The organism is Exiguobacterium acetylicum (assembly GCF_019890935.1).
Lineage (GTDB): Bacteria > Bacillota > Bacilli > Exiguobacteriales > Exiguobacteriaceae > Exiguobacterium_A > Exiguobacterium_A abrahamii.
Window position 1 is genome coordinate 3059718 of the sequence record NZ_CP082333.1, and the last position, 13770, is coordinate 3073487.

The window sequence follows — 13770 nt, forward strand, 5'->3', positions numbered from 1 at the left end:
GAGAAATGATTCATGCGACCTGAAGATTTAAACGACTTATCGTTACTCGGCCAAAAAGCCGTCCCATACATTTTTGAATACCAACCAGAAGTTCTCGAAGCATTCCCGAATCGTCACCCGGAAAATGATTACTTCGTGAAATTCAATGCACCAGAATTTACGAGTCTTTGCCCGATCACGAATCAACCAGACTTCGCGACGATTTACATCTCGTACATCCCGGACGAAAAACTCGTCGAATCAAAATCACTGAAGTTGTACTTATTCAGCTTCCGTAACCATGGTGATTTTCATGAGAACTGCATCAACGTCATCGGAAAAGATCTCGTGAAATTGATGGAACCTCGCTATCTTGAAGTATGGGGCAAATTCACGCCACGCGGTGGAATCTCGATTGATCCGTACTACAATTACGGGAAGCCTGGTACAAAATACGAACAAATGGCAGAGCACCGTCTATTCAATCACGATCTCTATCCTGAAACAATCGATAATCGTTAAGACGACTAAAAGAGGAACAAGGGGAAATCCCTTTGAGACTGAAGACAAAGTGCAATTTTTCTCTAACGAGAAGGATTGCGCTTTTTTGTTCGTCTCGAATCGTTTTCCTGGGACAAGCATCGCGCCGCCTCACTTCGCTGCAGGGTCACTCTTGCTTGTTTTTCCCAAGGAATCGATGCCGAGTGAACAAAGCACTTCTCTGATTGTTCTTTCGATATAAAAAAATGACGCGTTACACGCCACTCCTACAGGAAAAAGCGCGATTTTGCGCTGTCAGAGACAAACAAGACCCGTTTTTCTGCTCGAATAGAGTGGGAAAACTGGCTTGTGTCTCGCCTGAGGAAAGGGCGTGAAAAGACGCGTCATTTTTTGAGTCAGCCCATTTGTCTATAATCTACAAGAAGAAATCCCTTTGTTCCTCTTTTTTGATGCCCATCAACTAGATGGAAGGTCAATCAAGGACGTGCTATCCTGCTGACGGATGACCTCAGGTGGCCAGATATGCCGAATTAAGTGATCCGAAGGGACATGTAAGACACGGGCCAGTCGCTCAATCATTGAAAATGAGGGATGGGCAATGCTACTTTCAATACGCTGGATCATCTCAGGTGTCGTCTCAGTTAACTCTGCTAATGTATTTTGATCTAACTGATGACGTTCTCTTAATGTACGAATCCGCTGTCCGTACTGTCCGATCGGTTGAATCCCTTCTTTCATCCGCTTCAAACATCCTTTCTTCTTTTAAAACTAAACAACGTTCACTGTAGTCTTATTCCCACTTTTTTTAAATCTGAATACCTTTCCGAACTATCAATTTTTAATCAAAATAAAATTTCAAATATTTTTCTTATAAAACACTAGCTTTTTAAAAAGTTATCGCTTACAATTCTATATGCAAACGGTTGCATTAATCGCTTACATTATTGCACTGTTCTTACACACATATTAGAGAAAAAGAGATACAAAAGGAGTGAATGATCTTGAAAAATGCTATTTCGTTCGATTTTTGGCAAAAACTCGGTAAAGCCTTGATGGTCGTCATCGCGGTTATGCCTGCTGCAGGAATCATGATCTCGGTCGGGAAACTGATCGGCATGTATGGAGGCGATATCGCGTTAATGCAAACGATTGCTCGAATCGTTGAAGATTTAGGTTGGGCCATCATTACGAACCTTCATGTCTTATTCGCCGTCGCGATTGGTGGATCATGGGCAAAAGAACGTGCTGGTGGTGCGTTCGCAGCGTTACTCGCCTTTATTCTGATCAACCGCGTCACAGGAGCTATCTTCGGCGTCAACACTGACATGATCGCGGACCCAAAAGCAACGGTCGATTCATTGCTTGGTTCTGAGCTCATCGTAAAAGATTATTTCACTTCAGTTTTAGGGGCACCGGCTCTCAACATGGGAGTATTCGTCGGAATCATCTCTGGTTTCCTTGGTGCCGTTCTCTTTAATAAATTTTATAACTTCAGTAAATTGCCAGATGCTCTTGCCTTCTTTAACGGAAAACGTTTTGTACCATTCGTCGTCATTGGTGGATCAGTCGTTGCAGCATTCGCCTTATCACTCGTTTGGCCGTTCGTTCAAGGCTTATTGAATGACTTCGGTCGCTGGATTGCCTCTTCACGTGATTCTGCACCGATCATTGCACCGTTCGTATACGGTACACTCGAGCGTCTATTACTTCCGTTCGGTCTCCATCACATGTTGACTGTCCCGATGAACTACACGGAACTCGGTGGAACGTACAAAATCCTGACAGGTGCTGCTCAAGGATCGACAGTTGCTGGTCAAGATCCGCTTTGGTTAGCTTGGATCACTGACCTTGTTAACTTAAAACAAGCCGGCAACACACAAGGATACAATGATTTGATCAACAGTGTCGTTCCTGCTCGTTTTAAAGAAGGACAAGTCGTCACATCACTTGCTTCATTGATCGGTATTGCTGTCGCAATGTACATGTCAGTTGATGAAGATAAAAAGAAAGCATACAAACCTGTCTTCTTATCTGCTGGACTTGCGGTCTTCTTGACAGGTGTCACGGAGCCAATCGAATTCATGTTCATGTTCATCGCTCCTGTTCTTTACGTCATCTATGCTGTACTAACAGGTGTTGCTTTCGCACTAGCAGATGTCATGCATCTTCGGATTCACGCATTCGGTGCGATCGAACTCTTAACGCGGATTCCATTGATTGCAAAAGCTGGATTAATTGGTGATTTAATTCGTTTCATCGGTGTCTGTGTGTTCTTCTTCTTCTTGAACTTCTTCACGTTCCGTTTCGTCATCAAGAAGTTCAACTATGCGACACCAGGTCGTAACGGGAACTATCTGGACGATATCAACGTATCTACAACTGAAGCTTCAGGTGAGGCTGCTGCGACATCAGCTCCTGCCGACGGTTCGCAAGCTTCACAAATCATCGATTTGCTTGGTGGACAGCAAAACATCGAGGACGTCGATGCCTGCATGACGCGTCTTCGTGTCACTGTCAAAGATCCAGCGCTTGTTGCAAAAGAAGCAGACTGGAAAGCAAACGGTGCACTTGGTCTGATCCTTAAGAACAATGGCGTGCAAGCCATCTACGGTCCAAAAGCCGATATCTTAAAATCAGATATCCAAGACCGGATCGGCGCATAAACCTGCGAGATTAGGGAACTATCTAAAGGTGAAGCTCTTTTATAAGAGTTTCACCTTTCTTATTTAAAAAATCAGGAGGACCACTCATGCGTCTACTCACACTAAATTGTCATTCGTGGCAGGAAGAACAGCCACTCGAAAAATTAAACCAGATCGTTCAACAAATTCTCGCTCAGGATTATGATGTCATCGCACTGCAAGAAGTGAGTCAATTGATGGATACACCCATCGTCTATGATGATGTTCGTAACGATAACTTTGCCTATTTGATCCAGCAAGCGTTAAAAGAACAAGGTCAAACCTACTCCCTCGTCTGGGATTTTGCTCATATCGGCTATGATAAATATGAAGAAGGACTCGCTCTTTTGACGAAACATCCAATCTTAAAATCGGACAGTTATTATGTTAGTCGCAGTCAAGATACATTCGATTGGAAATCACGAAAAATCGTCCGTGCGACGATCCAAGTCGACGGTACACCGATCACGTTCAATACATGTCATCTTGGCTGGTGGGCAGATGAAGTCGAACCGTTCCAGGAACAATTCAATCATTTGATGGCTCGGATGGATCCACTCGAATGGACATTCTTCCTCGGTGATTTCAACAACGATGCCTTAGAACGAAATACAGGTTATGACTATATGATGCAACGGGGATTGCACGACGTCTTCCTGCTAGCTAAGGAAACAGTCGGAATTGAGACGATAAATGGCAACATCGATGGATGGGAAGACAATCAACAAGGATTGCGGATCGATCTCGTCTTATCGAATCGGAAAATTGACGTTGAACGCGTCGGTGTCGTGTTTGATGGGATTCACGGTCCTGTCGTTTCCGATCACTACGGTGTGGAGGTCGATATTCAGATTCAAAAAAATGAACATTAAGTATTGACAACGCTTTCTTTTCTCCTTTAAGATGTAATCAAATCAATAGTGCGGATTGTGACAGTACGGCTGGCAAGACCGAAATGACACCTCGTTAGGAGAGGTGTTGTTCGGTCTTGCCTTTTTTTGTCTCATTCAGCACGTTTCATGAAAAAGGAGGACTTTTCCGATGGATTATCAACAAACTGCTAAACGTGTGCTCGAACTCGTCGGCGGACGCGAGAACATCATCACTGCTGCTCATTGCGCGACGCGTTTACGCCTTGTCTTGCATGATGAATCAAAGGTTGATCAAGCAGCACTTGAAGACTTAGATGGTGTCAGCGGCGCCTTCTCAAGTTCTGGTCAATACCAAATCATCTTTGGTACCGGTACCGTCAATAAAGTATTTGCTGCGTTTGCACCACTTGCCGGTGTAAAGGTCGATGGAGAGGAACCACTCGACGTTAAAAAGGCTGCATCGCAAAAATTAAATCCGTTCGCCCGTCTTGCCCGCTCGCTCTCGAACGTCTTCGTTCCACTCATTCCGGCAATCGTCGCAGCCGGTCTCTTGATGGGATTACTCGGTATGATTAAGGCTTTCGGTTGGGTTGACGGTGATTCACCGATCGTCCAACTACTGGATATGTTCTCGTCTTCTGCCTTCATCATCCTACCGATCCTGATCGGTTTCTCGGCAGCTCGTGAATTCGGTGCGAACCCGTACCTCGGTGCTGTCATCGGGGGGATCATGACACACCCGTCCCTCTTAAACCCTTGGACGCTCGGTAATAGTGATCCGGAAGTCATGAAGTTCCTCGGAATGAACATCGAGTTGATTGGTTATCAAGGAACGGTCTTCCCGGTTCTCTTAACCGTTTGGGTCATGGCAAAGATTGAACAACAGGTCCGGAAACGGACACCCGAGACGCTTGACTTACTCGTCACACCGTTCGTTACGGTTCTCGTCACTGGATTCTTGGCATTGATCGTCATTGGTCCGATCGGAACGTTACTCGGAAAAGGCATTTCATTCGTACTCGTCTTCTTCTATGAACAGTTCTCAGTCGTCGCCGGTCTTCTCTTCGGTGGACTTTATTCGACAATCGTCATCACAGGGATGCACCATAGTTTCCATGCGATTGAAGCAGGATTACTTGCAGATAAGAGTATCGGAAAGAACTTCCTCTTACCGATTTGGTCGATGGCGAATGTCGCTCAAGGTGGTGCCGGACTTGCCGTTTACTTCTTGACGAAGAACGTTAAACTCAAAGCACTCGCCCTACCGTCTGCGTTCTCAGCATTTCTCGGAATCACAGAACCCGTCATCTATGGCGTCAACTTACGTCTTGGAAAACCATTCATCGGTGGTGCCATTGGTGGTGCGATCGGTGGCGGTTATGTCGTCTTGACACAAGTCGCTGCGAACGCTTATGGATTAACTGGAATTCCGATGATTGCGATCGTCGCGCCACTCGGTGCGTCAAACTTGATCAACTATCTCGTCGGATTCGCCATTGCAGTCGTCACTGCTTTCATCTCGACTGTCGTCTTGATGCGTCTCGATGCACGGAAACAAAAAGAAACGGACGTTGCTGCTTAATCCTTCATGCGACCAAACCGAGTCCTCGGGCTCGGTGGTCGCATTTGTCGGTTCGCAAAGCACTGAAGTTCGCTTTATAATAAAAGAAAAGATCGGAAAGGAGGACGTCAGGCTGATTATTCATAAGATCCTTAATAATAACGCTGTTGTCGTCAAAGAAAATGGACAGGAACGTATCGTCATGGGACCAGGCATCGCATTTGGAAAAAAGAAAAAAGATCCGATTCAAGCGACGAAGATCGAAAAAATGTTCATCCCTTCATTTGAAAATGCAGAACAGTTCAAAGAGATTTTAACAACGACACCACTTGAGATCATTGATTTATCGGAACGCATCATCTCACATGCAGAAGGTGAGCTCCAAACACCGTTTCATGATTATATTCACGTCAGTCTGACGGACCACCTTGCTCATGCCGTACGATTAGCGCGTGAACAACTCGTCGTGCATAATCGATTGGCAGAAGAAATTCGCCTTTTGTACGGACCGGAGTATGCGATTGGCGAATGGGCAGTTCTTGAGATCGAGCGTGCCTTACAGGTCACGCTACCGAAAGAAGAAGCTGCGAACATCGCGCTTCACTTATATAATGCACGCCAAACGCATCCAAATATGGCGACTGCGTTGCAGACGGTGACGTTACTCAATGAACTACGTGAACAGATCGAAGTCTTTTTTGGACAAACAATCGAGACCTCATCGATGACGTATTATCGTTTCTTTACGCACATGAAATTGGTCCTCGCCCGGATTGAACAAGGAGAAACCTTACACGACATGGATGATGTGATTTTATCTGCCGTCAAAACACGTTATGCCGAGGCTTATGCCTGTGCGAGTCAAATGAGCAATTGGTTGACTGTCGAACTCGATACACGTGTACCTGAATCAGAAATCGGCTATATGGCTTTACACATCGAACGGATTCGTCCGGATCTTGAAAGGAGTTCTACGTATGAAAATCTTTAGTTTAGGGGAAGCATTGATTGATTTAATTCCTCTTGATGCTGAAAACATGACGTTTCAAAAAAATCCTGGGGGTGCTCCTGCCAATGTCTCTGTCGGACTCGCTCGATTAGGCGCTGACAGTTATTTTCTTGGAGCTGTCGGTGATGATTCGATGGGACACTTCTTGAAAGATACGTTACATCATTATGGTGTTCGTACCGACCATCTCGTCCACGATTCGACGCAAAAAACAGGACTTGTGCTCGTTACGAACGGTCAGGGTGGCGAGCGGTCGTTTGAGTTCATCAACACGGAGCGCGCGGATATGCAATTCCACGAAACCCATGTCCCGGAGGATTTCACGTCCGTCGATTTATTACACATCGGTTCGATCTCTTTAATCACTGGAGAATCCGTCAACGCGACACGAAAAGCCATCGCACGTGCAAAAGCACACCAGGTACCAGTCTCATATGATCCGAACTTACGAGAGTCGTTATGGCCGAATCTGGACGAAGCGCGGACGACGATTCGATCCGTTCTACCGGATGCACAAATCGTCAAACTTGCTGAGGAAGAATTGACGTTTCTAACTGGGCAAACGAATCTTGATGACGGGGCTGCTGAATTGTTAGCTGAATATCCGATTCGTCTTCTTGCCATCACGCGAGGAAGTGAAGGATCGATTCTCTATACGGATCGTGCGATGACTGTCATCGATGCGATTACGGTCGACGCCATCGATACGACAGGAGCTGGAGATGCCTTCATGTCCGGTTTACTCTACCAGTGTGCATTACGCGATTTTTCGTTTGATTGGTCTGAAGATGAACTTCGCGACATCGGTCGATTCGCAGCGATTTCAGGTGGACTTGCTGCTTCCGTCAAAGGAGCGATGGCTGCTCTGCCAACGCTTGACGAAGTCGCTCATCGCTTGAGTTGAATCGATGACTCAGTAAAAATAAGGATGGAGAGGTTCCGGACCCAGTGTCGAAATCTCTCCATCCTTTTCGTTTGATTAATGAATCGTTGATTCACTAAGCGAATCGATTAAGGTGTATCGATAAATCGTTTGATTTCATCTAATGACTCATCCTGTTGTTCTTTTGGCGTTAATGGGCTACTGTTGTCCCCTTTTTGTCGACCGTACATCCCAAAGTTCGCGTGGTTCCCCTGCTTGATTTCATGGAATACCGCATCTTTTCGAACGTCCTGCTTACTTTTTTCGATATCAGCGACTGGTAAAACACCATCTCGTCCACCGTAGATCGTTAGTGATGGCACATCAATCGAATCAATCGGATAGGACGCGAGGAAAACGATCCCCTTAATTTTTGGATGTTGTTCAACGATCGTCGAAGCTGCGCTTCCACCGAGCGAATGCCCGATCAGATACCATTTTTTGACCTGCGGATATTCCTCGATGATATCGAGTCCTTCGTTTGAGTCAAGCAACGCAATCCGAAACGGTAGCTTCGGGATGACGACGAAGTGCCCGTCTTTCGCTAGTTGCTTACCGTAATAACTGTAGGCTGCTGCATCGACTTTTGCCCCTTGATAAAAGATGAATCCGACATCACTCGTCTTTTTTCCAAATGTCACTTCACGGGGTGTATCTGCCTCCATGTAAGATATTGCTTGGGGAGACGCATCATAATCGAACTGTGCCCAGATCATGAATACAACTATGAGCAGTGCTAACAGCGCAGCAATCGTTCCAATAATTCGTATACTCCATTTTTTCATCTCATTTCCTCCCGTTATCGTTATACCTCTTATTATGTGTTAAATCACATATGAAAACAAATATTAGAATTTTCAGTCATTGTAAGCATCTCTATCGCTTTTTCATGAATTGGTTTAAGATGAAACCAATATTGTTTTTTCGAAAGGAGATTCACGTTTTGCCGCGTACCCTTGTGTCTACGATTCAATGGTTTTTGTTCATTATCTGTACTAACATTGCCCCGCCCCTTGCCATCGCAGCATCGTTTGAACTCTCGGGTGCCGAGACGCTTTCCTTCTTATCTCGTTGTCTATTCGTATTTGCCATCTTAAGTCTCTTTCAAGTCCTACTCGGACATCGTCTACCGATCATGGAAGGTCCTGCTGGAATTTGGTGGGGTGTATTTGCTCTCTATTCGTCGATTGGTGTCACATTGTACGGCAGTTATTCAAACACATTACAGTCGCTTGGATTCTTACTCCTACTCAGCGGTATCATCTGTATCGTCTTGACGATGACGGGTGTCTTACGGCGCTTAGTCCCTCTTTTTACACCGCAAGTCATCGGTGTCTACATGCTGTTGCTGTCGGCACAGCTGTCCGGATCCGTCATGAAAGGATTACTCAATATCGAAGATGGACGAATTCAAGTATTACCTGCCGTCATCTCGATTCTGACGGTCTTGATCTCGCTTTATTTAGAACGAAGCGATCGCTTACGCCAGTATGCTTTATTAATCACGTTACTCGTCGGTTGGAGCATGTTTGCATTGATTGGTCGTGCCGAGATGCCAAGCTTCGATGGTCCACTGTTCACTTTACCGAGCTTGTTGCCGTTTGGCGGTATTCATGTCGACTGGAGCTTATTACCGACAGCTCTCATCATCTCGTTGTTGTTAATGACGAACGTCTTAGCAAACATTAAAGTCATCGAACGGATCATCAGTGCGAAGCGCGGAGAAACCGTCAAAGGACAAGTCGGAACAGCTGGTATCACGGCTGGTATCGGACAACTCTTCGCTGGTCTGTTCGGTACAGTCGGTCCTGTCGCGATTTCCGGAACGGCTGGTTTCATTGCCTCAACAGATAACACGGACCGCAAAGCGTTCGTCTATGCGAACATCACGTGCCTCTTCCTCAGTATCGTGACACCATTCGTCGGGTTGATTGCTAAAATCCCCGTCGCCGTTGGTTATGCGATGGTCGCACCGATTGTTGCCGGGATGGCGATCATCGGCGTCACGGAAGCAGCCCGTGACTTGAATCGTCAAACAGCGATGATCACAGTCGGACTTCCGGTTCTCGTCGGTATCGGTGCGTTGTTACTACCGAAAGGAGCAACAGCCGATTTACCACCGCTCGTGACGACCCTGATGTCAAACGGACTCGTTCTCGGAACATTGGTCGCCTTGCTCGCAGAAGGGTTACGCCATATTCGGACGAATGATTAATAAAAAGACGCTTTCTCGGTTGAGAAAGCGTCTTTTTTCATGCATCAGCGAATACCGCGCATGTATTTTTGAAGTTTTGGTGCGAAAGCGAACAAGAGTAATCCGAAGATGACGGCAACGATACCTGTGATACCGAAGTACAAAATCTCCGTGTCATTCGTATAGTATTTAACGATTTGTGCGTTGACCGCTTGACCCGTTGCGTTCGTCAAGAACCACAGACTCATCGTTTGTGCAGAGAAAGCCGCGGGTGCGAGTTTCGTCGTTGCCGATAGACCGACTGGTGACAAGAAGAGCTCACCGATGACGACGAGGAAGAAGCTCAGTGCAAGCCAGAGTGGACTAACTGACGTCTCCACACCGAACAGGATACCTGGTAGTGTCATGACGATGAATGAAAGTCCGGCAAACAGAAGACCAAACGAGAACTTTTGCATCGTCGTTGGTTGACGATCACCGAGTTTGACCCAGAAGCTCGCAAACACAGGTGCTAATACGATGATGAAGAGCGGATTCAACGATTGGAAGAATGCCGGTTGAATCTCAAATCCTAAGAATGAAAGGTTCGTCCGTTCACTTGCGAAGATGGAGAGGACGTATGAACCTTGTTCTTGGATTGCCCAGAAAATCGCTGCTGCGATGAAGAGCGGAATATACGCAATCAAACGTGAGCGCTCATCATCCGTGATCTTTGGACTACGAAGCATGACTGTGAAGTAAGCGATCGGAATCAAGATCCCGAGAATCGTGACCATTAAAGTAAAGCGAGAAATCGTCAACAGTCCTGTCATCGATGCAACGACACCGAGTACCGCAATCACGACGACAACGATTGATGCGATCGTGATGAAGCGTTTTTTCTCGTCCCCTTTTAATGGGTTCAAGACATACGTACCCGCTTGACCAAGGTTTTTCTTTTTCGTCAAGACGAAGACGACAAGTCCTGCGAACATCCCGATGGCAGCGAGTGCGAAACCAGCATGGTATCCACCGCGGTCAGCCACTTCACCGACGACGAGTGGTGAGAGGAATGCTCCAGCGTTGATCCCCATGTAGAAGATACTAAAACCAGCATCGCGACGGTTATCCGTCTTGCTGTACAAATCACCGACGATATTCGATACGTTCGGTTTTAAGAAACCAGTACCGATGACGATGAGTCCCATCGAGATGAAGAGGGCTGTAATGCCTGCTGGTAAAGCAAGGACGATATGCCCTAGCATGATCAAGATACCACCATAGAAGACGGTCCGTGACGTACCGAGTAAACGGTCAGCTACCCATCCCCCAATGATCCCTGACATGTAGACGAGTGAACCATAAACGGCCATGATTGATGCAGCTGTCGTCTTATCGATACCTAGACCACCGTTGGCAACTGAATCGTACATGTAGAAGATAAGGATGGCACGCATGCCATAGTAGGAGAAACGCTCCCAAAACTCAGTGAAGAAGAGGGTGAATAACCCTTTCGGATTCCCGAAGAATCCTTTTTGCGGAACGGTCTTATAGACCTGATCGCGATCAAACTCTGCCATATGATCGGCTCCTTTCATCAATCCTAAATAAGTGCATAATCCATCATCTTTTCCCGCTTTCCCCAAACGATAAGCGTGACGAAACAGATAGGATACGAATACACTGTTTTGCCTGAATTGTCTCACTTCTTTTTTTATATATGAGACAGCACTTTACCATTCAACCGCAAATCATTTGATGAGTCAAATATTATTTACGTTACAAGAATAACAAAAAGAGCAGTCGACTACTCGACTGCTCAGGATTGCATCTGTTTCGATTCAATGATTGTAATTCCAGGCGGTGCATGTAACGTTTCACGGATCATCGCCGCAGCGACTTGACCAGCTTCGATCGGAGCAATGGCGCTCCGCTTCAACAAGGGCCGTAAGACCGTCGAAATTTTCGCAGCCGCTTGTTCGCCTAAGCGGAATTCATCTCGATCCCCTAGCAACAATGATGGTCTAAAAATCAATAACGCGTCATATCCGAGTACACGTAATCCGTTTTCCGTGTCCCCTTTTACGCGATTGTAGAAGGTTTTGGCATTCGGATGGGCACCGAGCGCCGAAATCAAGGCAAATCGTGTCGCCCCGAGGTCTAACAATTCACGACCCAGTTCAATCGGATATGTGTAGTCAACCAGACGAAATGCCTCTTGCGATCCTGCTTGTTTGATCGTCGTGCCCAGTGCACAATAGACATGGTCGACGACAGGTAGTTCAATTTCTGTCACACGATCAAAATCAATCACCCATTCTTCCAATTTCGGATGAAAACGGCGCATCGGGCGGCGAACGAGAACATGTACCTCGCTATATGCATCTTCTGCCAACAAACGATCGACGAGTTCTTGTCCGACTAGACCAGATGCTCCTAAAATTGCTGCTCTCATACGTTTCTCCCTCCTTCATGCTGTCGACCAATGGGTACGAAATAGGAACGGTTTCCAGTGATCCGTTCTCCGGCACGTACACCGATCGCACTTGGTCTTCCTCCTAAAATAAAGACACCATACATATACGCGACTTCTCCCTCTTCCCGAAGTGAGTACGTCGGTAATTCTTGATACGCTTGATAAACAGCCGGTTGATCACGAAACGTATGCTGTTCATTCTTTAGCATGATATGTCCTTGTCCATCATGGACCGTCACGGTATCTCCTTCACGCCCGAAGATTGGTTTTTTAACGAATGATCTCTGGCTTGAAATGAATGGATCAGCGGATAAGTACGTCGGTAAAAAATAACGCGCAATCGTCATGTGGTCCGTTTCACTCAAGTACGGATGATTGGCTTCATGCAACATCCAGATCAATGCAAGAACCGACTTGGCTTGCATTAAAAAGGCAGACGGTGGATTGATGATTTCGAGTCGCCCCGTCTCGACGAGTTGCAGGAGCAATTGTCCTAAATTTCTTCCGTCCTCATCCCGGTCAAGTAAGGCCATCTCGATCGGAAAGGTTTGACGATATAAAATATCGATTCTTTTACCTGCCTCATCGTACAGACCTTCTTCCGGACGAATCTCTAATGCATGAAGTGGACAGTAGGTCGCATCAACCCAAAATGACTGCAAATACTCAGCCGTCAATCGATCCTCGATGTGGTCACCATGTGAGGTGAAGACGACATGCGGATGCTGTTTCGTCCGATGTGTCGCGGCTTCGATCGCACGACGGACAGTTGCCTTCAGCCATTTGTTTTCCCCATCGTTGACCCGTTCAAAACCTTGTTTTTCCGCTACGACATCATTGACTTCAAATACTTCCTTAATGAAAGTCGGCGTATCCGCGTTCCATTCCATGAGTGAAATACGATCTGCCGTCGCAATGAAATCAAAGCGTCCGATGACGGTCAACGGTCGCATCGTCTCAAGTCGTAAAAAAGCGAGACTTTCAACTGGAAAGCCAAGCTCGAGCAGTGCCTCATCATCCATCGATCGAAGAATCGGAAGTACTTTTTCAAATATCTTGTAAACTTCTTGCGCCGCGATATGCAGTTGGTCGATTCGTTCGTCCGAGATGGGCATGATTTCCGTCACAGCGTACGGTTCCCCGTCCAGCACATCCCAAAAACGATCGATGTCTCCGTAAAAGGTTTGTCGTCTGTTCATCCGCCGAAAAAGCCGGAAGATGAGCCTGTTCCGAATCCCTTTGTCTTCGTGTTATAACTCTTTACTTCTTTTGATTTCGGCGTATACCCTTTCGTTCGCATCGCACTATGCATCAAGGCACGTGATGCGAAATAACTACCACCCCAGTAATAGTATCCTGAATGAGTTGATGAACTATCATCACAGTACCAAACGCCTTCATCATTATCATACTCATAGTCATCACAATCCGGATCATCTGGTCGTTCCGCTCGTGCATCATCCGATCCACACCCACTCAGTGTCGTTCCGATCAACAGTGTTGCAGCTAGTGTCGCTTGTTTCATCCAATTCACCGTCTCAGTCCCCTTTCCTTTTACTCTCGTTATGGATAGTATACGCTTTTTTGGAGAGAAAA

Annotated in this window: 13 protein-coding genes; 7 read left to right on the forward strand and 6 right to left on the reverse strand. The window is 46.3% G+C overall.

The features are described from left to right. The first annotated feature begins 12 nt into the window (after nucleotides 1-12). Entirely contained in the window at nucleotides 13-501 is a 489-nt protein-coding gene (gene queF, locus K7G97_RS15795; protein ID WP_023469726.1) for a preQ(1) synthase, read from the forward strand. Nucleotides 502-936: 435 nt separating this feature from the next. Here queF and K7G97_RS15800 read toward each other — a convergent pair whose 3' ends face one another. After that, a complete protein-coding gene (locus tag K7G97_RS15800; RefSeq protein ID WP_075642904.1) occupies nucleotides 937-1218 on the reverse strand; it encodes a helix-turn-helix domain-containing protein in 282 nt (93 codons plus the stop codon). 257 nt (nucleotides 1219-1475) lie between these two features. Between K7G97_RS15800 and K7G97_RS15805 the strand changes: the two genes are divergently transcribed. From K7G97_RS15805 to K7G97_RS15825, 5 genes are all read left to right on the forward strand, one after another. Then, nucleotides 1476-3143: a PTS transporter subunit IIBC gene (locus tag K7G97_RS15805; protein WP_174514745.1), complete on the forward strand. Its 1668-nt coding sequence runs from the start codon at nucleotides 1476-1478 to the stop codon at nucleotides 3141-3143. Between the two features lie 86 nt (nucleotides 3144-3229). Then, nucleotides 3230-4033: an endonuclease/exonuclease/phosphatase family protein gene (locus tag K7G97_RS15810; RefSeq protein ID WP_035395584.1), complete on the forward strand. Its 804-nt coding sequence runs from the start codon at nucleotides 3230-3232 to the stop codon at nucleotides 4031-4033. A gap of 169 nt (nucleotides 4034-4202) precedes the next feature. Then, on the forward strand, nucleotides 4203-5615 hold the full coding sequence (locus K7G97_RS15815; RefSeq protein WP_023469730.1) for a sucrose-specific PTS transporter subunit IIBC: 1413 nt from the start codon (nucleotides 4203-4205) through the stop codon (nucleotides 5613-5615). Between the two features lie 127 nt (nucleotides 5616-5742). After that, nucleotides 5743-6585 (forward strand): PRD domain-containing protein, encoded by an 843-nt coding sequence (locus tag K7G97_RS15820; protein ID WP_262415837.1) that lies wholly within the window; start codon nucleotides 5743-5745, stop codon nucleotides 6583-6585. Beyond that, nucleotides 6572-7507: a carbohydrate kinase family protein gene (locus K7G97_RS15825; RefSeq protein ID WP_223041011.1), complete on the forward strand. Its 936-nt coding sequence runs from the start codon at nucleotides 6572-6574 to the stop codon at nucleotides 7505-7507. The genes K7G97_RS15820 and K7G97_RS15825 overlap by 14 nt, the downstream gene beginning before the upstream one ends. 107 nt (nucleotides 7508-7614) lie before the next feature. Here the strand turns inward: K7G97_RS15825 and K7G97_RS15830 are convergent, their stop codons facing one another. Then, a complete protein-coding gene (locus tag K7G97_RS15830) occupies nucleotides 7615-8310 on the reverse strand; it encodes an alpha/beta hydrolase (protein ID WP_223041012.1) in 696 nt (231 codons plus the stop codon). Between the two features lie 173 nt (nucleotides 8311-8483). Between K7G97_RS15830 and K7G97_RS15835 the strand changes: the two genes are divergently transcribed. Further along, nucleotides 8484-9740: a purine/pyrimidine permease gene (locus tag K7G97_RS15835; protein WP_231681714.1), complete on the forward strand. Its 1257-nt coding sequence runs from the start codon at nucleotides 8484-8486 to the stop codon at nucleotides 9738-9740. Between the two features lie 44 nt (nucleotides 9741-9784). Here the strand turns inward: K7G97_RS15835 and K7G97_RS15840 are convergent, their stop codons facing one another. The 4 genes from K7G97_RS15840 to K7G97_RS15855 form a co-directional block, all read right to left on the reverse strand. After that, nucleotides 9785-11278, reverse strand: coding sequence for a peptide MFS transporter (locus K7G97_RS15840; protein WP_047390672.1), 1494 nt, complete (start codon nucleotides 11276-11278; stop codon nucleotides 9785-9787). A 239-nt stretch (nucleotides 11279-11517) separates the two neighbouring features. After that, the gene (locus tag K7G97_RS15845; RefSeq protein ID WP_058704374.1) at nucleotides 11518-12153 is read right to left on the reverse strand and encodes a Rossmann-fold NAD(P)-binding domain-containing protein; all 636 of its coding nucleotides are present in this window, start codon (nucleotides 12151-12153) and stop codon (nucleotides 11518-11520) included. Further along, nucleotides 12150-13373 (reverse strand): glutathionylspermidine synthase family protein, encoded by a 1224-nt coding sequence (locus K7G97_RS15850; RefSeq protein WP_223041013.1) that lies wholly within the window; start codon nucleotides 13371-13373, stop codon nucleotides 12150-12152. Before K7G97_RS15850 ends, K7G97_RS15845 begins: the two co-directional genes overlap by 4 nt. Continuing rightward, complete coding sequence (locus K7G97_RS15855; protein ID WP_035395686.1) at nucleotides 13370-13699, reverse strand: hypothetical protein; 330 nt, start codon at nucleotides 13697-13699, stop codon at nucleotides 13370-13372. Before K7G97_RS15855 ends, K7G97_RS15850 begins: the two co-directional genes overlap by 4 nt. Nucleotides 13700-13770 lie beyond the last annotated feature (71 nt).